Annotated in this window: 18 protein-coding genes; 15 read left to right on the forward strand and 3 right to left on the reverse strand. The window is 67.7% G+C overall.

The annotated features are described in order from the left end of the window. Positions 1–115: 115 nt before the first annotated feature. The gene (locus EV646_RS37175) at positions 116–1,219 is read right to left on the reverse strand and encodes a winged helix DNA-binding domain-containing protein (protein WP_132157257.1); all 1,104 of its coding nucleotides are present in this window, start codon (positions 1,217–1,219) and stop codon (positions 116–118) included. A 171-nt stretch (positions 1,220–1,390) separates the two neighbouring features. Here EV646_RS37175 and EV646_RS37180 point away from each other — a divergent pair, with 171 nt between their 5' ends. The 5 genes from EV646_RS37180 (at position 1,391) to EV646_RS37200 (ending at position 5,246) form a co-directional block, all read left to right on the forward strand. Then, positions 1,391–1,885, forward strand: coding sequence for a hypothetical protein (locus EV646_RS37180; RefSeq protein ID WP_132157259.1), 495 nt, complete (start codon positions 1,391–1,393; stop codon positions 1,883–1,885). Between the two features lie 205 nt (positions 1,886–2,090). Continuing rightward, the gene (locus tag EV646_RS37185; protein ID WP_132157261.1) at positions 2,091–2,534 is read left to right on the forward strand and encodes a hypothetical protein; all 444 of its coding nucleotides are present in this window, start codon (positions 2,091–2,093) and stop codon (positions 2,532–2,534) included. A gap of 136 nt (positions 2,535–2,670) precedes the next feature. Further along, complete coding sequence (locus tag EV646_RS37190; RefSeq protein ID WP_132157263.1) at positions 2,671–3,276, forward strand: hypothetical protein; 606 nt, start codon at positions 2,671–2,673, stop codon at positions 3,274–3,276. A gap of 740 nt (positions 3,277–4,016) precedes the next feature. Beyond that, complete coding sequence (locus tag EV646_RS37195) at positions 4,017–4,265, forward strand: hypothetical protein (protein ID WP_132157265.1); 249 nt, start codon at positions 4,017–4,019, stop codon at positions 4,263–4,265. Positions 4,266–4,631: 366 nt separating this feature from the next. Then, positions 4,632–5,246: a hypothetical protein gene (locus EV646_RS37200; RefSeq protein WP_132157267.1), complete on the forward strand. Its 615-nt coding sequence runs from the start codon at positions 4,632–4,634 to the stop codon at positions 5,244–5,246. A 963-nt stretch (positions 5,247–6,209) separates the two neighbouring features. Here the strand turns inward: EV646_RS37200 and EV646_RS37205 are convergent. Then, the gene (locus tag EV646_RS37205) at positions 6,210–6,773 is read right to left on the reverse strand and encodes an RBBP9/YdeN family alpha/beta hydrolase (RefSeq protein WP_132157269.1); all 564 of its coding nucleotides are present in this window, start codon (positions 6,771–6,773) and stop codon (positions 6,210–6,212) included. Between the two features lie 96 nt (positions 6,774–6,869). Here EV646_RS37205 and EV646_RS37210 point away from each other — a divergent pair, with 96 nt between their 5' ends. From EV646_RS37210 to EV646_RS37230, 5 genes are all read left to right on the forward strand, one after another. After that, entirely contained in the window at positions 6,870–7,337 is a 468-nt protein-coding gene (locus tag EV646_RS37210; protein WP_199237453.1) for an Lrp/AsnC family transcriptional regulator, read from the forward strand. Positions 7,338–7,555: 218 nt separating this feature from the next. After that, on the forward strand, positions 7,556–9,001 hold the full coding sequence (locus EV646_RS37215; protein WP_132157271.1) for a M4 family metallopeptidase: 1,446 nt from the start codon (positions 7,556–7,558) through the stop codon (positions 8,999–9,001). Positions 9,002–9,039: 38 nt separating this feature from the next. After that, positions 9,040–9,975 (forward strand): oxidoreductase, encoded by a 936-nt coding sequence (locus tag EV646_RS37220; protein ID WP_132157273.1) that lies wholly within the window; start codon positions 9,040–9,042, stop codon positions 9,973–9,975. A gap of 58 nt (positions 9,976–10,033) precedes the next feature. Beyond that, entirely contained in the window at positions 10,034–11,653 is a 1,620-nt protein-coding gene (locus EV646_RS37225; RefSeq protein ID WP_132157275.1) for an alpha/beta fold hydrolase, read from the forward strand. 87 nt (positions 11,654–11,740) lie between these two features. Continuing rightward, complete coding sequence (locus tag EV646_RS37230; RefSeq protein ID WP_158291120.1) at positions 11,741–12,544, forward strand: aldo/keto reductase; 804 nt, start codon at positions 11,741–11,743, stop codon at positions 12,542–12,544. Here EV646_RS37230 and EV646_RS37235 read toward each other — a convergent pair. Next, positions 12,541–13,401 (reverse strand): hypothetical protein, encoded by an 861-nt coding sequence (locus EV646_RS37235; RefSeq protein WP_132157279.1) that lies wholly within the window; start codon positions 13,399–13,401, stop codon positions 12,541–12,543. The genes EV646_RS37230 and EV646_RS37235 overlap by 4 nt on opposite strands. Positions 13,402–13,674: 273 nt before the next feature. Here EV646_RS37235 and EV646_RS37240 point away from each other — a divergent pair, with 273 nt between their 5' ends. From EV646_RS37240 to EV646_RS37260, 5 genes are all read left to right on the forward strand, one after another. Continuing rightward, a complete protein-coding gene (locus EV646_RS37240; RefSeq protein WP_132157281.1) occupies positions 13,675–14,709 on the forward strand; it encodes an AAA family ATPase in 1,035 nt (344 codons plus the stop codon). Between the two features lie 29 nt (positions 14,710–14,738). Further along, positions 14,739–15,701 carry a DUF58 domain-containing protein gene (locus tag EV646_RS37245; protein ID WP_132157283.1) on the forward strand — a complete coding sequence of 321 codons (963 nt, stop codon included), beginning with the start codon at positions 14,739–14,741 and terminating at the stop codon, positions 15,699–15,701. Beyond that, complete coding sequence (locus tag EV646_RS37250; protein WP_132157285.1) at positions 15,701–16,654, forward strand: VWA domain-containing protein; 954 nt, start codon at positions 15,701–15,703, stop codon at positions 16,652–16,654. The genes EV646_RS37245 and EV646_RS37250 overlap by 1 nt, the downstream gene beginning before the upstream one ends. Positions 16,655–16,834: 180 nt before the next feature. Continuing rightward, positions 16,835–22,336, forward strand: a complete 5,502-nt coding sequence (locus EV646_RS37255; RefSeq protein ID WP_132157287.1) for an ATP-binding protein — start codon at positions 16,835–16,837, stop codon at positions 22,334–22,336. Positions 22,337–22,357: 21 nt separating this feature from the next. After that, positions 22,358–24,631: a penicillin-binding protein gene (locus EV646_RS37260; RefSeq protein WP_132157289.1), complete on the forward strand. Its 2,274-nt coding sequence runs from the start codon at positions 22,358–22,360 to the stop codon at positions 24,629–24,631. Positions 24,632–24,673 lie beyond the last annotated feature (42 nt).

The following is a 24,673-nucleotide window of genomic DNA, read 5'->3' on the forward strand; positions in this document are numbered from 1 at the left end:
TTGAGCAACATGGGGAATACCGGCTCCGGAATTCGTCCCGTTAAGTGCCGGCGGTCCTTGTCAGTAGCGCCGATGTTGGCTCGCCCCTGCTGAGCGGAGGCACATTCGATCTGGCTCAGTCCGCGATGCGCTTAATGTCGTGGGTTGCTTCTGGGGCGGTGAAGGTCAGCAGGTTGTGGGCTTCGGATTCGATGGATTGCCAGGTTTGGGATGTGAGCTTGGTGATCGGCTCGATTTCCAGGCTGGCGGTTTGTTTGTTGGGGCGGGTTAGTTTCCAGAGGGCGGCTGCGCGGCCGTTGTGGAGGGTGCTGCCTCGGGTCAGGACCTCTTGAAGGGTTAGTTGCCGGCGGGTGGCGGTGTCGATCCAGCGGGATCGGTCGGCGTGGGAGAGGAGGAGGTTGTCGTATTCCGGGAGGAAGCGAGTAGGGACCTCGGTGTCTTCGTCGGGGAGGGTGATGCCGGGCAGGTCGTAGAGGGTGCGGCCTGAGTCGGCGTCGGTGTAGGTGCGGAGGTCGAGGCGGTCAAAGACTTCGGCGAGCCGGGTGAGGCCGGACCAGGTTTGGGCGTCGGCTACCGAGGCCGGTCCGTACGCGGCCAGGTAGCGCCGTACGAGATCGTCGACGGACGGCGCGGGATCGACGGCGGATCCGAGCCAGAGGTCGGCGGTCGACATCGCCGGGTTGCCGCCCTTGCCCCAGATGCCGCGCGGTGGGGTCTGGATGGTGGGTAGCAGGCAGCGTACGGCGTGGGCCAGCGCGGCCGGATCGCGGTCGGGCCACAGCGGGGCGAGGTGCTCACGCAGGTGTACGGCGGTCGCCGGGCCGGCGGTCATGCGTTCGATGCCGGCCTTCAGTACGGCGTCGATGTCGATGCCTTCGAGGCGATGCCGCCCGTACGTCTGGTTCTGGAAGACCTCACGCTCGAGCATCGGCTGGATCAGCGGACGGAACGCGAGGAAATCGCGGCTCGACATCAGGTGGATCGTTGCCCGCATCATCGAACCGCGCACCGCCTTGCGATCCTCGATGAGGCCCGCGAGCTCGCCCGGTTCGAAGTTGTTGAGGCGTGTCCACAGGCCGACGTACGGCGCGAGCGGGGACTGGGCTTGCATGCCGACGAGATGTTCGATCGTCTCCAGCGCGGTCGCGTCATGGCGCTCGATCAGCCACTGCCGCTGGAGCGTGGCGCGGTTCTGGGCCTGCAGACTCAACTTCGACATGGCTGATCCTCTCGTGCTCATGAGTTCAACGCTAGGCAGGGAAGCGGCCAACTTCGGTCCTCTATTCGTACGACGTGCAGCCGGCGACGGGTCGCACGTCGTACGAGCGGAAGCCGCCACTCCTGTGGATAACTTCGGACCCGGTGGGCCGGAAACCAATAGATTCAAGGCATGACCGGATTGCCTTCCGTAGACGATGTCCGTGCCGACCTGCCTGCCATCCTGGAGCGGTTCCGCGCGAGGCGCACGCGTGCGTTCAGCTTCGGCGCTGGTGTGCCTGAAGCGGTGGTGCTGACGTACGACGAGTTCGAAGACCTCGGCGGCGAAGCCAAGTTCGCCGTCGGCGACGACGTCCTCGAGCCAGCCCAACTGGCGAGACGATTGGCCGCCGTGGTGGGCGCCGCCCGAACAGGTGAGGGCGACCCAGTGGTCTGGGGCGAAGCCGGCGAACCAGAGGCAGTCGTCATGTCGACCGCCCAATACCGCTCCCTCCGAGGCGACGACGAACCACCGGCTGGTGTGATCGACGACCCAACCGCCCGCACCTACGCAACAGAACCACTCCCAGACAGCCGACCCTTCGATCTGGATGAGATCGCCGCGCTGATGGGACCAGAGGCTGTCCAGGAGTTGGAGGAGATTCGCCGTGAAGGCGACAACCCGTGAGCGGCCATCGGGGCTACGAGCTGTTGCTCACGAGCCAGTTCGTCGACGATCTTCGTCGTTTGGCGGCAGATGCCCGCGCCGCGACCCCACTAAGGCGTTCCTCCGACGGCAGCTCCTGCGGCAGCTCGAGCAGCTCAGCGAGGGAACTACCGACGGGCACCATGCGCTCGGATACGAACCAGGGAAAGGGGACCTGCGGGACTGCGTGACGGACTATGTGCAGTCGCATCCGGAACGGAAGGCGGACTATCGGCTGGTGTTCCGGGAGATCGGTCCGGCAGCGCCGGGGGAGCGGCCGCGACGGGAGTTGCTCGCGATCAAGCCTCGGCGCGGCTCGAACAACATCTACGCGCATGTGTGCGCCCGCCTGAAGCGCCATCCAGCTGACCGCCAACCGGGCTTGAACCGTTTCGGCGATCGACCAGCGGATTCCGGCGGGAACCAGGCGACCCGGCAGGCAGAGTTGGATGCGAAGAGGGCGATCGCACACGCTTGGGCCGGGCAGCAACCGTTGGCGTCCTCCCGCCCACTCGACCTGGCCGGCCTGACCGTCGCACGCACCACCTCGTCTCGTCGCAGTGCCAGGCACCGCTTGAGCCCGACGCACCACAGCCCCACTCATCCCCGCAACCGCGCCGCCGGCCTCTAAAGAGGTCGGCCGCCCGCCCGCACCGTCGTACTCGGTGGGCGTTGCAGGCTGCTGCAGCCTGTGGAAACACCCGTCGGCGAACACCCTCCGTATGACACCCTTACACCGACCGCACTCACGATCGGAGCCGTACCGCATGATCCGCCGACCGCTCACCCTGACCGTTGCCACGCTCTGCGGCGCCCTAGCGCTAACCGCCTGCAACGGCTCCCCCGAAGCCGGCCGGCCCGACCCGACGCCAACCTCTGCATCGCCAACCCCCACCCCAACCGCTCCATCCACTCCTGCCTGGACCCCAGAGGAACAGGCTTCCGTTACCGCTGCGACAGCGCAGTACAAGATCGCTCGTGCCGCCATCGACGCGGCGCTGCACAGCCCGTCCACGGCAACTCGCGCCAAGCTTGCGCAGGCTGGAAACGGCGGTGCCTGGATCATTGACGTCCTGGGTGATGTGAAGTTCAACCAGGACCATGGGTGGTACCAGGAGGGCAGGGTGGTCATAGAGTCCGTGTCCGTTGCCTCGGTGAAGCTGCAGGCGCCACAACCCGAGGTTCGTCTGAACGTGTGTCTCGATACGTCCAAGACCTCCATCCGCTACCAGGCGAATCGGAAGCCCGTGCCCGTGGGCCCGGACAACGGAGATCGACACAAGGCTCAAGCCGCTCTGGTCTACGCGCCGCCGGCTGGTCAGACCAAGAAGATGTGGTTCCTCGTCGCGGAGGAAGGTTCAGGCACATGTTGATGGCTGGCGCACGTGCCCTGGCGACGATTCTGATCACAATGGCTGCAGCGTTTGCGCAGGTTGGATCGGCGGCAGCGGATGACAAGGTGCCGCCGAAGCCCGAGGGAGACTACGTCCTGGTCTGCTACAGCAACCACAAATGTCTATGGGTTCTCCGCTCAGTCGTCGAGAACGGCCAGCCATCAACGACGTCTCCCGGCAAGAAGCCCGTCAAGAAGGTCACGCCGGCATGTCAGTTCGGTGGTGCTGCGCAGGCGTGTACCTCGGCATTGGGTAACTGGTCGAACAGCCAGCAGTGCTATCTGCAGAGCCTGAGTCCACAACCTCCTTACAGCGACCCCCGGTGGCAGGGTCACACGGATGGGGCTGTCTGGGCTTGTGTGCGGGAGCAGGGGTATGACGAGGGGGAGCATTTGGTGACGAGGTGGGTGTGGTTGCCTGGGGCGCCTGACACCGTCGTCGTCGATCCAGTGACGTTGGCTTATCAGGCGATTGCGGCGATGGAGTTGGCGCCGCCGATGGTTCGGACAGCGCCGGGGGTTGGGCAGGTTGGGCTCGTCAATATGCCTGTGTGGTTGTGGGTTGAGAAGACGGAGAACACTTGGGGGCCGATTACTCGGAGTGCGAGTGTGCCGGGGTTGGGTGTGACGGCTACTGGGCGGGTGGTGGCTGTTGATTGGGCTATGGGGGATGGGAGGACGGTGCGGTGTGCGGGGGCTGGGACGCCGTACGAGAAGTCCATGGGGGTGAAGGATTCGCCTGATTGTGGGCATCGGTACAAGGAGACGTCTCGCGAGTTGCCGAAGTGCGCGTACCCGGTGACGGCTACTGCTCAGTGGGACATCACGTGGCAGAGCACCCTCGGCGAAACTGGGCAGATCTCGATGACGCAGCAGGCCACGATCCAGCTGAGGATCGCCGAGGCGATTCCGGTACTGGTCGATCCCAACGCCCCCGAGGCTGCCGCTCCAGCCAAAGCCAGCTGCTGACATTCCTGTTCGCAGCCGAGCAATCCGCGGCTGCGCGAGAGCGGGCAGCTGCGTTCGCGTGGCCATTAGTGGCCGGATGAACTCCACCCGAGACACTCCGCGATGGTGCAGCGCGGTGCGACTGTCTGTGGCGTGCTTCGGCGCGTTGCAACCGGCCGTAACCAGGAGCGGATCTTCCTGGGCCATCGACGCGATGTTGAGTACGTGGCTGTTGTCGGGCCGGGCAAGTGCCAGGGGCGCTCCGTCGATGACCGCCGTCAGTTCCAGGCGCTGCAGGTTCCTGCAGGCTGTGGAAAACGGCCGTCGGTGAACACCCTCCGTATGACACCCTTACACCGACCGCACTCACGATCGGAGCCGTACCGCATGATCCGCCGACCGCTCACCCTGACCGTTGCCACGCTCTGCGCCGCCCTAGCGCTAACCGCCTGCAACGGCTCCCCAGAAGCCGGCCGGCCAAATTCCACCGTTACCGCCTCCAGTCGAACTCCGACTCCCACGCTCAGCACCCCCGCCGCTACTCCCACCTGGACACCCGAGGAACAGGCAGCGATCACGGCCGCCAAGGCGCAATACGCGGCGGCGCGTACCGCCGCTGGCGTCGCGCTCCACGATCCGCGTACCGCAAGTCGCGACCAGTTGGAAGCGGCCGGGAATGGCGGCGCCTGGCTGACATCAATCGTCGAGCGCATCGTCTTCCTGCGTGACCGGGGGCTTTATCAGAGCGGAAACGCCAAGATCGTCTCCGCGTCCACAACCTCTGTGGACCTCGCGGCGGAGCAGCCCTTGGTGGTTCTCAAGAGTTGCATCGACGGCGCCGGAGTGATGATGCGCTATCGCGCGACTGGTAAACCGGTGCCAGTCGTCACCACCAAAGACGGTGCTCGGCACACGATGAGCGTTCGCCTCGTCTATGCGACTGCGAAGACCGGATCCAAGAGGTGGTTCCTGGTCGAGGAGAAGGCGACCGGAACATGCTGAGGCCGGTCCGGCGCCACCTTCTGACCTTGATCCTCGCCTTCTCTGCCGCTGGCCTTTTCCCTGCCCTGTCGTTGGCGCTGCCGACACCACCACCTGGCTACGAATGGGTCTGGGACCCGATCTCGAGCACCTACACCTTGGCGCTCAGTGCTGGTATCCCGGTCGAGGAAGATCCTGCGTCAGAAGGCCAGGATCCGAAATCCAAGAAGAAGCGCACATGCCAGTTCAAAGGTGCGGCACAGGCCTGTACGGACGCAGCTCTGGGTAACTGGTCCAACAGCCATCAGTGTTACATGAGGCGCGAGGAGCCCCAGCCGCCTTTCAGCGATCCACGGTGGGAAGGCCACACCGATGGGAGTATCTGGGCATGTGTCCGTCAGCAGGGATACGACGAGGGCGAGCATCTGGTGACCCAATGGGTCTGGTTGCCTGGGGAACCGGACACCGTGGTGATCGACCCCGTGACCCTGGCCTACCGAGCTTTAGCGCAGATGCAGTTGGCACCGCCGGTGGTGAAGAGCGCTCCGGGGGTTGGGCAGGTTGGGCTTGTCAATATGCCTGTGTGGTTGTGGGTTGAGAAGACGGAGAACACTTGGGGGCCGATTACTCGGAGTGCGAGTGTGCCGGGGTTGGGTGTGACGGCTACTGGGCGGGTGGTGGCTGTTGATTGGGCTATGGGGGATGGGAGGACGGTGCGGTGTGCGGGGGCCGGTACGCCGTACGAGAAGTCCATGGGGGTGAAGGATTCGCCTGATTGTGGGCATCGGTACAAGGAGACGTCTCGCGAGTTGCCGAAGTGCGCGTACCCGGTGACGGCTACTGCTCAGTGGGAGATCACGTGGCAGAGCACCCTTGGTGAAACCGGGCAGATCTCGATGACTCAGGAGGGTGCCACGCAGTTGCGGATTAGGGAGGCTGTGCCTGTGCTTGTGGATCCCGATGGGGGTGAGGTGGCCGCGCCGGCTAAAGGTGGATGTTGAGGGATTGGCCGGCTAGGAAGGCGGTTAGGAGGGATTGGCCTAGGGGCCAGGTGTTTAGGTTGCTGGCGGAGTTGATGTGGCCCTGGGGGCCGGTGGTGATTAGGGGGATGGACCAGGCGGTTGCGAGTCGCGCTGCTGCGTTCACTGTGCAGTAGGGGTCGTTGTCGCTGGCAATCAATACGGCGGGGAGGTTGATGGGGGCCGTGGGCAATGATGTAAAGGTGGGGAGGCGGTCGGCTGGGAAGGTGGGGGCAGTTGGGTCCGGTGGGGCGACCAGGAAGGCGCCGCGGACCGAGGTGGGGCGAGGGGCGGTTGTGGTGAGCCAGTGGGCCAGGGCGTGGCAGCCGAGGCTGTGGGTGATGAAAGTGACGGGGGAGGTGGCCTTGGCTACGGCTGTGGTGATGGCTTGACACCAGTCGTCGAGGTCGGGGGCAGTCCAGGAGGTTGGTTCGAAGCGGATCGCGTCGGGGAGCCAGGCGGTTTGCCAGATGGATTGCCAGTGGTGTTCGTCCGAGCCGTCGAGGCCGGGCACGATCACGAAGGTCATTTGGTCTCTCCTGGGGATCATTTGTCAGTACGGGCGCAGATCGCTGCGCTCCCTGCCATGATGGAGCAGACCATCGTGGCTAGATGCTGACAGCTGATGAATCGAAGGCAGATGACCGAGGCAACGACTAGTTCATTGGATCCGATCGACCGGGAGATCCTTGCGATCCTGCAGGTCGATGGGCGGCTGAGTGGGGCGGACATCGGGCGAAAGGTCAATCTGTCGCAGCCTGCGGTGTCGGCGCGCATCCAGCGGCTGGAGCGGTCTGGGGTGATCACCGGGTACCGGGCCGTGGTCGATCCGGCGCGTATCGGGCTCAACATTCATGCGGTGGTGCGGGTGAGGACGACTCACGCGCGGATCCCGGAAGCGCTCGAGCTCTTCGCGACGCTGCCTGAGGTGACATCGACCTATCGATTGACCGGCGAGGACTGCTTCGTGCTCGATGTGCACACGGTCGATGCGGGTCGGCTCGAGCAGGTTGTCGACACCGTGGGCCGGCTTGGCCCGATCACCACGTCTCTGGTTCTGCGCGAGTACCCGGCCAAACCGCTGCAGCCCTGACCAGAGCTGCAGGCCCTGACCAGAGCTGCAGGCCCTGACCAGAGCTGCAGGCCCTGACCAGAGCTGCAGGCCCTGACCAGATCCGGGCAAACGCAGAGGACAACCCTTGCACGGGGGAAACAAGGCAACGCACTGCTTCCCAGCAGGCCATCCGGAGAACTAGGGTTCGACGGATCGTAGTTGTTGCGTTACGCAACACGCCTACCTTGGGAGGGAAGATGGCGAAACGCGTGATCGCGCTCGTCACCGCCGGACTGGCCGCCGCCTCGTTCGGGCTGTCTGTTACCAGTGCTGCGGGGGCAACGCCGGAGGCGAAGCCGGCGGATGGCCTGAAGCTCATCAAGACGAAGACTTCGCTGCTCGGCAAGCACTACTGGTACCAGCAGACGTTCAAGGGCCTGCCGGTGGTCAACGGGTACTACGCCAAGCACGTCACCAAGTCCGGCGCGGTACAGATCGCTGACGGGCGGGACGCCGTACCGGCTGATCTGGATGTGAGTGCGAAGGTGCCGTCGGCAACGGCGGCCAAGTCGGCCAACGCAGTGGTCGGGGCGCGAGCCCGCAGCGCGGAGCCGAACAAGAACCTCAACAGCACGCCAGCTGCCACGTCCACAACCCAGCAGCTCGCCGTTATCGGCGGACCGAACGCCAGGCTGGTCTGGAATGTCACCAGCAGGTCGACCGAAGGCGTCAGCCGTTCGCTGGTCGACGCCAAGACCGGCACCGTGGTCGAGTCGAAGGTGATCAGCGACAACGCCGATGGCCGCGGCATCGTGTTCGACCCGAACCCGGTGGTGAGCGAGCGGGACGAGTCGCTGACCGATCAGGACGACGCGAACACCGACGAGCTGTTCCCGGCGCACAAGAGCGTGATCCTGCGCAACCTGGCCGGCAACGGGAAGCTCGAGGGGAGCTACGTCAACATCGCGAAGGCGAAGGGCGGGCTCGCGCAGAGTGCCGACAACCGGTTCCTGTACTACCGCGACGACGACCGGTTCGAGCAGGTGATGGCGTATTACCAGGTCAACCAGACCCAGGAGTACATCCACAGCCTCGGGTTCAGCGACGTCAACAACGAGTCGCAGGACTTCGAGATCAACACCTACAACGGCGACAACTCGTTCTACGACCCGTCGAAGGACACCATCACGATGGGCGAGGGCGGCGTCGACGACGCCGAGGACGCCGAGGTGATCTGGCACGAGTACGGTCACGCGATCCAGGACGACATCGTTCCCGGGTACGGCGAATCGCTGGAAGCCGGCTCGATCGGTGAGGGCTTCGGCGACTACTGGGCCGTCACGATGTCGGTCCCGGTTAGCCGGAACTTCGATCTGCCGTGCGTCATGGACTGGGACGCGACGTCGTACACGAGCACTGAGCCGCACTGCCTGCGCCGGACGGACACCGGCAAGACGACGGACGACGTCGTGGGTGAGGTGCACGACGACGGTGAGATCTGGTCGAACGCGCTGTGGGACATCCACAAGGCGCTCGGCCGGACGAAGGCCAACAAGGTGATCCTGGAAGGCACGTTCTTCTACGCGCCGGACACCTCGTTCGCCGACGCCGCCCGCGTCACCGTCCAGGCGGCCCGCCTGCTCTACGGAAAGGCCACGGCCGCGAAGGTCACCGAGGCCTTCCAGGCCCGCAAGATCCTCTGACCGACACCAGGGTGTGCGCCCACGGCTACTGTGGGCGCATGACCTGGAGTACGGCGGACATCCCCGACCTGACCGGACGTCGCGCACTCGTCACCGGCGCCACCAGCGGACTCGGCTACGAGACGGCGCTCGAGTTGCTCAGACACGGCGCCGACGTGCTGATCGCGGCGCGCAATCCGGCAAAGGCGGCCGAAGCAGCGGCCAGCCTGAGCACGTCCTCCGGTCGCACGCCCACGGTCGTCGAGCTCGATCTCGCGGATCTGACGAGTGTCGAGAAGGCCGCAGATCAGGTGGTCAAGAGCTACGACAAGCTCGATCTGCTGGTGAACAACGCCGGCGTGATGGCGACGCCGTACCGGCAGACCGCGGATGGGTTCGAGCTGCAGCTCGGGACCAACCATCTCGGGCATTTCGCGCTCACCGGGCGGTTGCTGCCATTGTTGCTCAAGGCACCGGCTCCGCGCGTCGTGACCGTCAGTTCCTTTATGCACAAGACCGTTCGGGGGCTTCAGGCAACGGACTTCCGGCGGCCGGCGCAGGGGTACTCGAAGTGGGTCGCGTACGGGAAGTCCAAGCTCGCCAACGTCCTCTTCATGCTCGAGCTCGACCGCCGAGCGCGGACCGCGGGCGCCAACCTGCTCAGCGTCGGCGCACATCCTGGGTACGCCGCCACTCATCTGCAGGCGGCCGGTCTGGAGCTTGCCGGCCGAAACCGGCAGGCCAGGCTATGGGCGGGCGCCACCAAGCTTGTCGCGCAGTCTGCGGCGGCGGGGGCGTGGCCGAGCCTGTACGCCGCGACCTACCCGGACCTCCGGCCGGGTTCGTACGTCGGTCCAGGATTCTTCGAGTACCGCGGGGCGCCGGCGATCGTACTGCCGACCCGCACCGCCCAGGGCCCCGAGCTCGCCAAGCAGCTCTGGGACTGGTCCGTCGAGGCCACCGGAGTGAATCCAGCACTCACCGTGCCGAGATAGTGACACAGCGGTAGATTTGTGGTTACCCTCCGGTAATTCCGAGCTGGAGGTCGCCCCAGTGCGCAAAATCGCCGCCGCCCTTGCTGTTGCTTTGACCCTTATCACGCTGGGCTCGCGGGCCGACGCGGATCAGGCCGGTTTCAGTACGTCGTACCAGCGGATCCCCGGCGCTGGCGGGATCGAGATCGGCGCGGTCGTGCTGACGCCGACCGGGCAGGGCGACGGGCCGTTCCCGCTGGTGGTGATGCCGTCGAGCTGGGGCTTGCCGAACGCCGAGTACGTCGGTCAGGGCGCGAAGCTGGCCACGGCCGGGTTCCAGGTCATCTCGTACTCGAGCCGCGGCTTCTGGGACTCCGGCGGCGGGATCGACATCGCCGGCCCGCCGACCGTTGCCGATGTCACCAAAGTGATCGACTGGGCCGATCAGCACACGCCGGCAGATACCAGAAAGGTCGCCGCGGTCGGGATCTCGTACGGCGCCGGCACTTCGCTGCTCGCGAGTGCGCAAGACCCACGGATCAAGGCGGTCGGGGCACTCAGCGGCTGGGCGGATTTGATTGCCTCGCTCAACCCGAACGAGACGGTGGTACTCCAGTCCGTCGCCGGTTTGCTTGCTCTCGGCAACGTCACTGGGCGGCCCGGTCCGGAGCTGGCGTCGTTGCAGACGAAGTTCCTCACCGGCGACTACGACGGTGCGATCGCGCAGGCGAAGGAGTTGTCGCCGGTGCGCTCGGCGGCGACTGTGGTCGACAAGATCAATGTCAACAATCCGGCGGTCTTCCTGGCCAATGCTTTTGAGGACTCGATCTTTCCGCCGTCGCAGTACACGGACTTCTTCACCAAGCTGACTGGCCCGAAGCGGCTGCTGCTGGCGCATGGCGACCATTCGACGCCGGAGGCTTCTGGTGCGATCGGGCTGCCGAATGAGACTTGGGAGGAGCTCGCGGGGTGGCTGCGTCACTACCTGACCGGCGTAGACAACGGCGCTGACCGCGAAGCCCCGGTCCAGTTGAAGTCCCAACGCGGTGTCTGGCGCGGGTATCCGAGCTGGTCTGCCGTCGGTCAACCGCGTACGTCGTACCTGAGCAAGCCGAGCGGGTTGTCGCGCACGGGCGGCATGCAGGGCACCCAACAGACCGGGTGGACCAGTGGGATCGGCGCCGGTGTCCCGACAATTGCCGACAGTGGCGTGGCGCTTGTTTCCGGTGCGCTGCAAGGGCTTCTGTCGATCGCGACCGGGGTGGCGACACCGTTGGTGGACAGGTCGTTCGCGGGTGTGTGGTCTGGCCCGGTCTACACCAGTGGAGCACTCGTCAACGGCGCCCCGAAGCTCCATCTGACGGTCACCCCATCGGGTCAGGACACCTCGCTGTTCGCTTACCTGTACGACGTCGACGCGCTCGGGGTCGGCTCGTTGATCTCGCACAAGCCGTTGACGTTGCGAGGCGCGACCCCGGGCAAGGCCGTGCCGGTCGACGCAAGGCTGGAGGCGACGAGCTGGGAGGTGCCGGCCGGGCATCACCTCGTCCTGGTGGTCGATACCGTCGCCCCGCGCTACCTCGGCCGCAGCGCCATCGGCACCACCCTGACCTTCAGCTCGCCGGCGGGCGATCCGTCCTCGATCAGCGTCCCGGTCGCCCCACAGAGCGTGAGGACGCTGGAGGAATCGGGTACCTGAGAAGAGGTAGGAAACCTCCGGTCCGGGATGCGAACCGCCCGATCACCCCTGATCCTGGATACAACCACCGACCAGGGAGGTGAGCAGATGGCCGCTCCCAGTCATGCGCTCTCGCCTCAGCTGGTGCGGAAGTCCCGGCCGCCCCGCTTCGGGCTGGGTGGTTCGCGACTTGGCGAAACACCCGGCCCGGACGGCGACGCGACCGCGCTCGCCACCGTCGATGCGGCGTACCAGGCGGGAATCCGGTTCTTCGACACCTCGCCGGCGTACGGGGTGTCGGAGCAACGACTTGGTACGGCGTTGCAGCGGCGGCCGCGCGGCGAGTTCCTGGTGTCCACGAAGGCGCAGGAGGACCCCAAGCAGTCCGTGCAAGAAAGCATGGAACGTCTAGGCCTCGCGGTCGACCTGGTGTTCATGGACGACGAGACCGCCTACCCGGTGCTGGACGAGTTGCGCCGCGACGGTGTGATCAAGGCGATCGGCGCGACGTCGCAGGATTGGCGGCAACTTGATCAGATCGTTCGCGACCGAGAGGTCGACACGGTCCTCCTCACAAGCGAGTACTCACTGCTCGACCAGACCGCGACCCCGCTGCTCGATCGTTGCCTCGCCCGCGGAGTCGCGGTGATCGTGTCAGGCATCCTCACCCCCGAGGTGCTGCAACCCGACGAGGCGACCATCCAGGCGCGACGCATCTCGGCAGTGTGTGAGCGGTACGGCGTCTCGCTGCCGCAGGCGGCCCTCGCGTTCCCCACCAGGCATGCCGCGGTCAGCTCGATCCTCATCACCGCCGCCAGCCCGGCCGAGATTCGCGCCGACGCAGCACTCGTCCGGCAACCGGTCCCGGCCAACCTCTGGAGGGATCCAGAGCTACTGCGGTTGGTGCATTAGAACTTGTCGCCCGGGTCCGGCGAGCCGGTGCTCGACGGGTTCGGCGAACCAGACGGAAGACCCGTCGGCGGCGTCAGCGTCGGGCTGTTGGACGGCGACGGCCCAGTAGTCGACGACGGCGTACCCGGCGGTGGCGTGGTCGGCGTGACGGTGACCGTCGCGGTGTTGGTCGGCGTCGGGATCACTGGCTCCGGCTCCAGCGGCTCGGCATTCCGGAACAGCAGCCAGGCCAGGAACACCGCCAGCAGCATGATCAACGCCATCGCGGCGAGCGCCAGCATGAGCGCCACCCGCGAGGCAGGCCGGAGCACGCTCGGCCAGGGCAGCGGCCAGATCCGGAACAGACCTGGCCGGCGCCGGCCCTCCCAGTAGTGCCGGAAATCCGGCCCCCGGAACAGCCCGACATGCGGAATCCGATCCATCAGTACGGCGGACAGCACATCCTCACCCCGGCGCTCGGCGAGCAGGCGCTCGTCCGATGCTGCACTCGACCCGTCGTCGGACCGGATCGGCCCGAGCGCGACCCACAGCGCCAGATCGTCGTCGTCCGCATCGTTGTGCGCCAGTACGGCGTCGCCCGGCAGCTCGTCGACGGCGGTGACGAAGCGGTCCCGCGCCGCGGCGTCGTCGGCGGAACCCTCGGTCATCATCGCGACCACCGCGTTGCGGCCGTTTTCGTCGCTGGCGGCGTACAGGTAGCCGGCCGCGTTCGCGCCGAGGCGGCCGCGCAGCCAGAACTCGCCGACCCGGGGCGGATCCTCCGGCTCCAGCGGCAGCGCCTCCGGAATCACCCGCGCAGGCGCGTCCTCCAGCGTGTCCGCCGGCCGCGCCTCAGTCTGTGATTCCGTCGCTGTCATCCCCCCAATCCCACCACATGCCTGGTAGCACTGTCGCCACAGCCCGGCGCCCACTTTGTGCCTGAGATCCGTACGGCGGAGGTCGCGGCGTACGGATCTCACGCACAAAGTCGGCCTGAGGGGTGCGGGCTTGTCCGGGTGGGGAGGATAGATGGCGGACCTGGTGGGCCGTGCGCCCGGGGGACCCGGGGATCTGATGGAATGGCCGGTGTTCTGGACGCAGAAAGTGACGCAGGAAGACAAGGTCCGCCCGCGGACCCCGGAAGGACAGGCATGACCGAAACCACTGTGCCGGCAGGATCGGTGGCCCAGCAGTCCCGACTGATCGGCGAGGCCGTCAGCGAGATCAAGCGGGTGATCGTCGGCCAGGAGCACATGGTCGAGACCTTGATGGTCTCGTTGCTCGCCAAGGGTCACTGCCTGCTCGAAGGCGTCCCGGGCGTCGCGAAGACGCTCGCGGTGCGCACGTTCGCCGCCGTGGTCGGCGGCACCTTCGCCCGGATCCAGTTCACGCCGGACCTGGTCCCCTCCGACATCGTGGGGACCCGGATCTACCGGCAGACCCGGGAGGCTTTCGACATCGAGCTCGGCCCGACGTTCGTGAACTTCGTCCTCGCCGACGAGGTGAACCGGGCCCCGGCCAAGGTGCAGTCGGCGATGCTGGAGTTGATGGCCGAGCGGCAGGTGTCGATCGGCGGCCAGACCTTCCCGATGCCGAAGCCGTTCATCGTGATCGCGACCCAGAACCCGATCGAGTCCGAGGGCGTCTACCCGCTGCCGGAGGCGCAGCGGGACCGGTTCCTGGTCAAGATCGACGTGCCGCACCCGCGGGGGCACGAGGAGTTCGAGATCCTGCGCCGGATGAGTGTGGACCCGCCGGAGCCGCGGCAGGTGCTCAAGCCGGAGACGATCCTGGAGCTGCAGCGGTCGGCCGAGCAGGTCTTCGTCCACAACCTGGTCGCGGAGTACGCCGTACGCCTGGTGATGGCGACGCGGACGCCGTCCGACTTCCACCTGCCGGACCTGGAGCCGATCATCGAGCTGGGCGTCAGCCCGCGCGCCACCCTCGGCCTGATCAGTGCCGGTCGCGCGCTCGCGCTGATCCACGGCCGGGACTACCTGCTGCCCAGCGACATCCAGACCGTCGCACTGGACGTGATGGGCCACCGGCTCGGGCTGACCTTCGACGCGGTCGCCGACAACATCGACCCGCGCGCCGTGATCGAGCGGATCCTCGCCACCGTCCCGCCGCCGCAGCCGGTTTGGCGTGACGGCACCGACGGCTCCGGCCGCCCGGAGTTCGTGTAGTGCCCAACCGACCAGACCCGCGGGCTGCGATGACGATCTCGCAGCTCGCTCCCGAACGTGCACTCCGCCGGCTGGAGCTGACCGTCGTACGGCGCCTCGAGGGCTACCTGCACGGCGAACACCTGGGCCTGCTGCCCGGGCCTGGCACCGAGTTGGCCGAGGCGCGGGAGTACCAGGTCGGTGACGACGTACGGCGGATGGACTGGGCGGTGACCGCGCGTACGACCGTTCCGCACGTGCGGGACCTGATCGCGGACCGTGAGCTGGAGACGTGGGCGCTGGTCGACCTGTCCGGCTCGATGGACTTCGGTACGTCGCAGCTGGAAAAGCGGGAGTTGGCGGTCGCTGCGGTCGCCACGGTCGGATTCCTGACTCACCGGCTGGGCGACCGGTTCGGCGGCCTCATGCTGCGTGACTCGGCTCTACGCCGGTGGCCGGCCCGCTCTGGCCGGCTCGCGCTGTACGGCCTGCTCCGGGCGCTGCTGGCCGAGCAAGTCAACGGCGACGACGAGGCGCACCGCAGCGACCTGGCCGCGGCGCTGGAGTCGATGGCCCGGACGCAGCGCAAGCGCGGGCTGCGGGTGATCGTGTCCGACTTCCTCACCCCTGAGGACGGCGAGGTCGACGCCCGGATGGAGCCGTCCTGGGAGCGGGCGATGCGCAAGCTCACCGCGCAGCACCAGGTACTCGCGGTGGAAATCGTCGACCCGCGCGAGCTGGAACTGCCGAACATCGGCGTGGTCACCATCGGCGACCCCGAGACCGGCCAGGTGCGGGAGATCGACACCCGCCGGCGCAAGGTCCGGGAGGCGTTCGCGCTGGCCGCACTCGCACAACGGGAACGAACCAGGGCCGCTCTGCGTAGGGTAGGTGCGGGCCACCTCGTGCTGCGTACGGACCGCGACTGGGTCGCCGACACCGTGCGGTTCGTCCTCGCCTACCGGCGAGTGGCGCCGCGCCTGCACCAACCGCCGAAGGGAGTGGCTCGCTGATGGAGTTCCTGTCTCCCGGGCGGCTGTGGTTCCTGCTGATCATCCCGGTCGTCGTCGCCGGGTACGTCTTCCTGCAGCACCGCAGATCGCAGTACGCGCTGCGCTTCACCAACATCGCGCTGCTCGACCGGGTCGCTCCGCGTCGTCCGCAGTGGCGGCGGCACCTCGCCGTCACGCTGGCGCTGCTGGCCGCGCTGTCCTGCATCGTCGCGTTCGCGCAGCCGAAGGACGAGGTCAAGGTGCCGCGCGAGCGGGCCACCATCGTGGTCGCGATCGACGTGTCGCTGTCGATGATGGCCACCGACATCGAGCCGAACCGGCTGGAGGCGGCGAAGGACTCGGCGAAGGAGTTCATCAACCAGCTGCCGGCCAAGTTCAACGTCGCGCTGGTCAACTTCGCCGGTACGGCGTCCATCATCGTGCCGCCGACGACGGACCGGGCAACGGTACTGCGTTCGGTCGACGGACTGGAGCTGGCCGAGTCCACCGCCACCGGTGAGGGCATCTTCACCTCACTGCAGGCGCTCACCCAGGTCCCGCCGGACCCGGAGCACCCGAACGACCCGGCCCCGGCCCGCATCGTGCTGCTGTCCGACGGCAAGCGCACCGTCGGCCGTACGGCGCAGGAGGGCGCGCAGGCGGCGAAGGCGAAGAACACGCCCGTCTACACGATCTGCTTCGGCACCGACTCCGGCTTCATCGAGATGGACGGCATCCGCCAGCGGGTCCCACCGGACCGCGCCGAGCTGCGCAGCATCGCCGAGATCACCGGTGGCGAGGCGTACACGGCCGAGTCCGCGGGCGAGCTGAAGGACGTCTACAAGGACATCGGCTCCTCGGTCGGCTACGACAAGGTCGACAAAGAGGTCACCGCCCGCTTCGCCGGGATCGCGATGCTCTTCACGCTGGCCGCGGCCGGTGCCTGCATCGCGCTCGCGACACGTTTCCCCTAACACACCTCCGCTTGCGCGGCGCGCCCACGGTGCTGCTGCCGTCGTCCGGCCGGGGGATTAGGGTGCCGACTCGACGGTAATACGGCAGGACTGAAAGCCTGTGCCCGCGACCCCTAGCCAAAAGAAGGCAACACAGTCTGGGGCGCCGCGCGTACAGGGTGAGATCTCGGAGGCGGGTCGATGTTCAGGCGTATCGCAGTGGTGAACCGGGGCGAGGCCGCGATGCGGCTGATCAACGCGGTCCGTGAGCAGAACGCTACCGGCGGTGAGCAGATCCAGGTGATCGCGCTCTACACCGAGGGCGAGCGTACAGCGACCTTCGTCCGGGAGGCCGACCTCGCGTACCCGCTCGGGCCGGCGTCGGCGCGGCCGTACATCGACCTCGCCGTACTGGAGCGTGCCCTGCGGGAGACCGAGGCGGACGCTGCCTGGGTCGGCTGGGGCTTCGTCGCCGAGGACCCGGCCTTCGCTGAGCTGTGCGAGCGGCTGGGCGTGACGTTCATCGGGCCGTCGCCGGAGGCGATGCGCAAGCTCGGCGACAAGATCGGGTCGAAGCTGATTGCCGAGGAGGTCGGCGTACCGGTCGCGCCCTGGAGCCGCGGTCCGGTCGAGTCGCTGGAGGCGGCACTGACGGCGGCCGAGGGGATCGGCTACCCGTTGATGCTCAAGGCAACGGCTGGTGGCGGTGGCCGGGGGATCCGGGTGATCCGGTCGGCCGAAGAGCTCACCGAGGCGTACGCGCGTACTAGTGACGAGGCGGCCCGTGCGTTCGGCAGTGGTGTCATCTTCCTCGAGCGGCTGGTCACCGGCGCTCGCCACGTCGAGGTGCAGGTCATCGCCGACGGTCAGGGCGCCGCGTGGGCGCTCGGTGTCCGGGACTGCTCTGTCCAGCGCAGGAACCAGAAGGTGATCGAGGAGTCCGCCTCGCCGCTGCTGACAGCGGCGCAGGTCGACGACCTCAAGGCGTCGGCCGAGCGGCTGGCGCTCGCGGTCGATTACCGCGGCGCGGCCACCGTCGAGTTCCTGTACCACCCGGGCGACAAGACCTTCGCGTTCCTCGAGGTGAACACCCGGCTGCAGGTGGAGCACCCGATCACCGAGATGACCACCGGTGTCGACCTGGTGAAGGCCCAGCTGCATGTCGCGAGCGGCGGCCGGCTCGAGGGCACCCGGCCGACCGAGATCGGGCATGCCATCGAGGCCCGGCTGAACGCCGAGGACCCGGACCGCGACTTCGCGCCGGCGCCCGGGCGGATCGCCGTACTCGATCTGCCGGCCGGTCCCGGCGTCCGGGTGGACACCGGAGTGAGCGCGGGCGACAGCATCCCGGCCGACTTCGACTCGATGATCGCGAAGATCATCGCGTACGGGCGCAATCGGGACGAGGCGCTCGCCCGGCTGCGGCGGGCGGTCGCCGCGACCACGGTGATCATCGAGGGCGGCGTCACCAACAAGAGCTTCATCCTCGACCTGCTGGACCAGCCCGAGGTGATCGACGGCAGCGCCGACACCGGCTGGATCGACCGGGTCCGCGGCGAGGGCAGGCTGATCGCGCACCGGCACTCTGGCATCGCGCTGGTCGCGGCGGCGATCGAGGGATACGAGGACGCCGAGGAGGTCGAGCGGACCCGGCTGCTGGAGACCGCGCACGGCGGGCGGCCGCAGGTGCAGCACGAGGTGGGCCGCGCGATCGACCTCAAGCTCCGCGGCGTCGGGTACCGCGTGACGGTCGCGCGCATCGGTCCGGACCGGTTCCGGGTCGGCGTCGGTAGTGGCGACGTCATGAAGGTCGTGGACGCCGAGCTCGAGCGACTGGATGCGTACACGGGCCGGCTCGTCGTCGGCGGGCAGCGGTTCCGGCTGGTCACCGCGACGCACGGCCCGGTGCACCTGGTCGAGGTCGACGGCGTGACGCATCGCGTGAGCCGGGACGAGGGCGGCGTACTGCGTTCTCCCGCTCCGGCTCTGGTGGTCGCGACCCCGGTCCCGAACGGTGCCGAGGTCGAGGCTGGTGCGCCTGTACTCGTGCTGGAAAGCATGAAGATGGAGACGGTGCTGTACGCGCCGTTCAAGGCCACGGTGAAGGAGTTGCTCGTCGCCACCGGCAGCCAGGTGGAGACCGGTGCGCCGCTGGTCCGGCTGGAGCCGGTCGCGGAGGACGCCGCCCAGGCTGAGGCCGCGCCGGTGGACAACGGCGTACAGCTTGATCTGCCGAATGGGTCGGGGGAGAAGTCCGCGGCGGAGCGCGTCGAGCGCGGGCTGGATGACCTGCGGAGCATGCTGCTCGGGTTCGACATCGACCCGCGGGACGAAGGCGGCATGCTGACGGACTACCTCGCCGCTCGTGCTGAGCTTGCCGAGCCGCCGGTGCTCGCCGAGATCGCGCTGCTGCAGGTGTTCGCGGACTTCGCCGAGCTCAGCCGCAACCGGCCGGTCGGCGAGGACATCAGCACCGAGAACCGGGTGCACAGCCCGCGCGAGCACTTCCACACCTACCTGCAGAGCCTGGACCCGGATCGCGGCGGTCTGCCGGGCGAGTTCCGGGCCCGGCTGACCCGGGTGCTGAGCCACTACGGCGTGACGGATCTGGAACGCAGCACCGAGCTGGAAGAGGCCGTGTTCCGGATCTTCCTGGCCCAGCAGCGCTCGACCCCGGACGTGCTGCTCGTGACGTCGGTGCTGCAGCGCTGGATCGCCGAGCCGAAGCCGGCCGCGCCGGTCGAAGAGGACGTGCACGAGCTGCTGGACCGGTTGGTGCTGGCGACTCAGCTGCGCTTCGCGGTAATCGGTGACCTGGCCCGTAGTGTCCGGTTCCGCTGGTTCGACCAGCCGCTGGTGGATGCGGATCGCGCGTCGGTGCTGGCCGGCGTCGGCGACGAGATCGCGGCGCTCGCGGCGAACCCGGAGGCTCCTGACCGCAAGGAGCGCATCGACGCACTGGCGGCGATTCCGGAGCAGATCGTCCGATTCCTCGCGCAGCGGCTGGAGCGCGGCTGGGTCGAACGGGAGCCGATGCTGGAGGTGCTGATCCGTCGGCACTACCGCGAGTACGAGCTGCACGACCTGCGTGAGTTCGCCGTCGACGGGCGGCCGTTCGCGACGGCCGATTACTCGATCGACGACCGGCCGACCCACCTAGTCAGCACGGTCGGCACGGTCGCCGAGCTGGCTGACCCGGAGAGCGGGTTGGTCCGGGCGCTGACCGCTGAGGTCGAGGCAACCCCTGCCGGGCGGGAGTCCGTTGCCGAGCTCTACCTGTACGGCCCGGACCTGCCGGAGGGACAGCAGGAGGCTTCGGATCAGCTCCGCGACCTGATCGCCGTACTGCCGGTTGCTCAGCAGGTACGGCGGATCACGCTGGCTATCGCACCGGGTCAGGACCGGCCGGTCTGGTACTTCACCTATCGTCCGTCCGCCGGGTCGGTGGTAGAGGATGACAACGTCCGCGGCGTGCACGCGATGGTCGGCCGGCGGCTGAGCCTCTGGCGGCTGCGCGACTTCCGGATCAACCGGCTGGACGCGCCGGAGGACGTGCTGCTCTATCACTGCGTGGCGCGGGAGAACGAGGCCGATCAGCGGCTCGTCGCGCTGGCGCAGGTCCGTCAGTTCGCCGTGGTCCGGGACGAGGACGGTCAGGTCACCTCGCTGCCGCACGCCGAGCGTGCGATCGCGAACTGCCTGGAGGCGATTCGCCGGGCCCGCACCGCGGCCGGTGCGGCCGGCGCGAAGCTCGACATGAACCATGTCTGGGTGAAGATCTGGCCGGAGGTCCACGCCCAGGTCGACGAACTCACGGCGCTGCGGCGCAACATCGCACCGATGACCGCCGGCGCCGGGATCGAGGAGGTGCTCGTCCAGGGCAAGGTGGCGACGCCCGACGGCGGTCACAACGAGCTGGCGGCGCGGTTCTACTACCAGCACGGCGCCGGCGTGGTCACCTCGGTGGAGCAGCCGCCGACCGAGCGGCTGATGCCGCTCGACGACTACGCGCAGAAGGTGCAGCGGTCCCGTCGGCGCAACACCGTCTACCCGTACGAGGTCGCCGGCATGGTGGCCGGGACGGGCGGGACCTGGAGTGAGTACGACCTGGACGACACCGGCGCGCTGGTGCCGGTCGAGCGCCCGCGCGGTCTGAACAAGGCCGGCCTGATCGCCGGGGTGGTCAACACGCCGACCTCTCGCCACCCCGAGGGCATCACCCGGGTGGTGCTCAGCGGCGACCCGACCAAGGCGCTCGGAGCGGTGGCGGAGGCGGAGTGCTCGCGGATCATCGCCGCGCTCGACCTGGCCGAGCGGATGCGCGTCCCGGTCGAGTGGTACTCGCTGTCCGCCGGCGCTCGGATCTCGATGGACTCCGGCACCGAGAACATGGACTGGGTCGCCAAGGCGCTGAAGCGGATCGTCGAGTTCACCCAGGCCGGCGGCGAGATCAACATCGTTGTCGCAGGCATCAATGTCGGCGCGCAGCCGTACTGGAACGCCGAAGCGACGATGCTGATGCACACCAAGGGCATCCTGGTGATGACGCCGGACAGCGCGATGGTGCTCACCGGCAAGCAGTCGCTGGACTTCTCCGGCGGTGTCTCCGCGGAGGACAACTTCGGCATCGGCGGCTACGACCGGGTGATGGGCCCGAACGGCCAGGCGCAGTACTGGGCGCCCGACCTCAAGGGCGCTCGCGACGTCCTGATGTCGCACTACGACCACACGTACGTCGTACCCGGCGAGCCCGGGCCGCGGCGGGCCGAGACGAGCGACCCGGTGGATCGCGACGTGACGTCGTACCCGCACACGATGGCGGACAGCGACTTCCGCACGGTCGGCGACATCTTCTCGTCGGTGACCAACCCGGATCGCAAGAAAGCCTTCGACATCCGGACGCTGATGCGAGCCGTCACCGACCAGGACCACCCGGTGCTGGAGCGCTGGGCCGGGATGGCCGACGCGGACACCGCCGTCGTACAGGACGCGCGCCTCGGTGGGTACCCCATCTGCCTGCTCGGGATCGAGTCCAGGTCGGTGCCGCGCCGCGGTTTCCCGCCCACCGACGGACCGGACACCTACACGGCGGGCACGCTGTTCCCGCGCTCGTCGAAGAAGGCAGCCAGGGCGATCAACGCGGCCAGCGGGAACCGCCCGCTGGTGGTGCTGGCGAACCTGTCCGGCTTCGACGGCTCGCCGGACTCGATGCGGAACCTGCAGTTGGAGTACGGCGCTGAGATCGGTCGCGCGATCGTCAATTTCGAGGGCCCAATCGTGTTCTGCGTGGTGTCGCGCTATCACGGCGGTGCGTTCGTCGTCTTCTCCAAGGCGCTGAACCCGTCGATGACGGTGCTCGCGGTGGAAGGCTCGTTCGCGTCGGTGATCGGCGGCGCGCCGGCGGCCGCGGTGGTGTTCGCCGGTGAGGTGGATGCGCGGACGGCCGCGGACCCGCGGGTGGCGACGTTGGCTGAGCGGGTCAGTGAGGCGACTGGAGCCGAGCGAGCCGCGCTGGCGACTGAGCTCGCGGAGGTGCGTACCGCCGTACGGGCAGAGAAGCTGGGGGAGGTCGCGGCGGGGTTCGACCGAGTACACAGTATCCAGCGTGCAGTGGAGGTGGGGTCGGTCGACGCGGTCATCAGTGCGCAGGAGTTGCGGCCACGGTTGATCGAGGCAATCGAGCGTGGAGTGGCCCGAGGCTGAAGCCGCGCTTAACCTGGAGGTATGCGTACCGAAAGGGGCGGTCGCAGCAAAACTCGATCCTTGATCGAGTTCATCGCCGTGAGCGTGCTGGCCGGCGCGCTAGCGGCAGGACTGGTGATTCCGTTCGCCGGCTTCGCAGGGCAGGGGTCCGAGAAGGCCTCAGAGGCCGTCCAGAGCCTGCCGCAGGAGCTGGACATCGAGCCGGTGGGCATCCGGAGCAGGATCCTCGCGGCCGACGGCAGTCTGATCGCCACCCTGTACGAGCAGAACCGGGTCCCGGTGTCGCTGACCCAGGTCAGCCCGATCATGCGCAAGGCGATCATCGCGATCGAGGACTCGCGCTTCTACGAGCACGGCGCGCTCGACCTCAAGGGCACGCTGCGCGCGATGGTCCGCAACCAGACCGAGGGCGGGGTCCAGCAGGGCGGGTCGAGTATCACCCAGCAGTACGTGAAGCTGAGCCTGGTCGAGAAGGCCCGGAACGCCGAGGAACGCCGGCGGGCCACCGCGGTCACCTACCAGCGCAAGCTGGCCGAGTTGCGGTACGCGATCGCGGTCGAGAGCGAGCTCTCCAAGGACCAGATCCTCGAGCGCTACCTGAACCTGGTGAACTTCGGTGACGGCGCGTACGGCGTCCAGGCCGCGGCCCAGCACTACTTCCGGACCACGGCCAAGAACCTCACCCTCCCGCAGGCCGCGATGCTGGCCGGACTGGTGAAGAACCCGACCGGCTACGACCCGACCAACAACATGACCCGGGCCAGGGCCCGCCGCGACCTGGTGATTCGCCGGATGCTCGAACTGCACGTCATCACGGCGGCGGAGGCGAACAAGGCGCTGAAGGCGCCCGTGATCAACCGGGCGCAGATCCAGAAGGTCCCGAACGGCTGCGCCAGTTCGCGGTACCCGTTCTACTGCGAGTACGTCGTATCGAAGCTGCTCGACAACCCCGCACTCGGCCGGACCTCCAAGGAGCGGGACCACTACCTGAAGACCGGCGGCCTCACCGTGCGGACGTCGCTCGACCCGCGCATGCAGGCGGCCGCGCAGGCGTCGATCAACGAGCACACCAAGCGCAAGGACACCGCGATCGCGGCCATCACGATCGTCGAGCCGGGCACCGGCCTGGTGAAGGCGATGGTGCAGAGCAAACCGTACGGCCGGGGCAAGAACCAGACGGCGTACAACTACAACGTGGAGAAGTCGTATCCCGGCGGGTTCGGCGGGTTCCAGAACGGCTCCACGATGAAGGCGTTCACAATCGCCGCCGCGATCCAGAAGGGCCTGCCGCTGACCTACCGGATCAACTCGCCGCAGCAGATCAACCTCAGCAACAAGAAGTTCCGCACCTGCCACGGCTGGACCCGGGACCCCGACTACACGCCGCAGAACTCGACCCGCGGCGGAAACCTCACGATGGTCGAGGCCGCGCGGTACTCGACCAACACCTACTTCCTCCAGTTGTCCCAGCGGGTCGGCCTGTGTTCGATCGCCACCATCGCCGGGAAGCTCGGGATGTACAACGCGCAGACGCTCGAGCCGCTCGACCAGGTGGTCTCGATGACGCTGGGCGTCGGCTATGTGACGCCACTGATGCTGTCCAACGCGTACGCGACCTTCGCCGCCCGCGGCAAGTACTGCCGGCCGCTGGTCGTGACCTCCATCAGCGACAAGGCGCGCCGGCCGATCGAGACCCCGGGCATCGACTGCAACCAGGCCATCGCCCCGGAGGTCGCCGACGGCGTGAACCAGGTGCTCAGCGCGGTGATGGACCCCGGCGGTACCGGTGGACGGCTGCGGTTCGGCACCCGGGACATGGCCGGCAAGACCGGCACGATCCAGCAGAACCTGGCCGTCTGGTACTCCGGCTACACCCCCAACCTCGCCGCGGCGGCCGTCGTGGCCGACGCCAACCTGCCGTACACGAACCTGATGTACGGGCACACCCTCGACGGTCGCGACATCCGGGACCCCACCGGCTCCGGCACCGCCGGCCCGCTCTGGCAGACCGCGATGGAGAAGGCCCTGAAGGGCCTGCCGGTGGAGCGCTTCGTCGCGCCGAAGGCGATCACGGTCAAGGGCGACAAGAAGGACATCCCGCCGGTGTGGGGGATGTCGCCGGAGGAGGCCGCCGACGTACTGCGACAGGCCGGCTTCGAGGTGACGGTCGCTGAAGAGCGCGTCGATTCCGAGGAAAGCGAAGGCACGGTCGCCTACACCGACCCCAGAACCCGCGAAGGCGCACCCGAGGGCGCTGTCATCACCCTGTACCTCTCCAACGGCCGCAACGGTTGACCGGGGACTGCCTGGCGGCGATCCTCGTGTGAGAGGTGGGGG

Origin of the sequence: Kribbella antiqua (assembly GCF_004345665.1) — a bacterium.
Lineage (GTDB): Bacteria > Actinomycetota > Actinomycetes > Propionibacteriales > Kribbellaceae > Kribbella > Kribbella antiqua.

Bases quoted from the DNA above. Each gene is read 5' to 3' on its own strand.
- EV646_RS37205 (WP_132157269.1), bottom strand. From the start codon at position 6,773: ATGACCTTCGTGATCGTGCCCGGCCTCGACGGCTCGGACGAACACCAC.
- EV646_RS37190 (WP_132157263.1), top strand. From the start codon at position 2,671: ATGATCCGCCGACCGCTCACCCTGACCGTTGCCACGCTCTGCGGCGCC.
- EV646_RS37245 (WP_132157283.1), top strand. From the start codon at position 14,739: ATGACGATCTCGCAGCTCGCTCCCGAACGTGCACTCCGCCGGCTGGAG.
- EV646_RS37240 (WP_132157281.1), top strand. From the start codon at position 13,675: ATGACCGAAACCACTGTGCCGGCAGGATCGGTGGCCCAGCAGTCCCGA.
- EV646_RS37195 (WP_132157265.1), top strand. From the start codon at position 4,017: ATGGGGGTGAAGGATTCGCCTGATTGTGGGCATCGGTACAAGGAGACG.
- EV646_RS37220 (WP_132157273.1), top strand. From the start codon at position 9,040: ATGACCTGGAGTACGGCGGACATCCCCGACCTGACCGGACGTCGCGCA.
- EV646_RS37200 (WP_132157267.1), top strand. From the start codon at position 4,632: ATGATCCGCCGACCGCTCACCCTGACCGTTGCCACGCTCTGCGCCGCC.
- EV646_RS37215 (WP_132157271.1), top strand. From the start codon at position 7,556: ATGGCGAAACGCGTGATCGCGCTCGTCACCGCCGGACTGGCCGCCGCC.
- EV646_RS37260 (WP_132157289.1), top strand. From the start codon at position 22,358: ATGCGTACCGAAAGGGGCGGTCGCAGCAAAACTCGATCCTTGATCGAG.
- EV646_RS37230 (WP_158291120.1), top strand. From the start codon at position 11,741: ATGGCCGCTCCCAGTCATGCGCTCTCGCCTCAGCTGGTGCGGAAGTCC.
- EV646_RS37255 (WP_132157287.1), top strand. From the start codon at position 16,835: ATGTTCAGGCGTATCGCAGTGGTGAACCGGGGCGAGGCCGCGATGCGG.
- EV646_RS37175 (WP_132157257.1), bottom strand. From the start codon at position 1,219: ATGTCGAAGTTGAGTCTGCAGGCCCAGAACCGCGCCACGCTCCAGCGG.
- EV646_RS37180 (WP_132157259.1), top strand. From the start codon at position 1,391: ATGACCGGATTGCCTTCCGTAGACGATGTCCGTGCCGACCTGCCTGCC.
- EV646_RS37210 (WP_199237453.1), top strand. From the start codon at position 6,870: ATGAATCGAAGGCAGATGACCGAGGCAACGACTAGTTCATTGGATCCG.
- EV646_RS37250 (WP_132157285.1), top strand. From the start codon at position 15,701: ATGGAGTTCCTGTCTCCCGGGCGGCTGTGGTTCCTGCTGATCATCCCG.
- EV646_RS37235 (WP_132157279.1), bottom strand. From the start codon at position 13,401: ATGACAGCGACGGAATCACAGACTGAGGCGCGGCCGGCGGACACGCTG.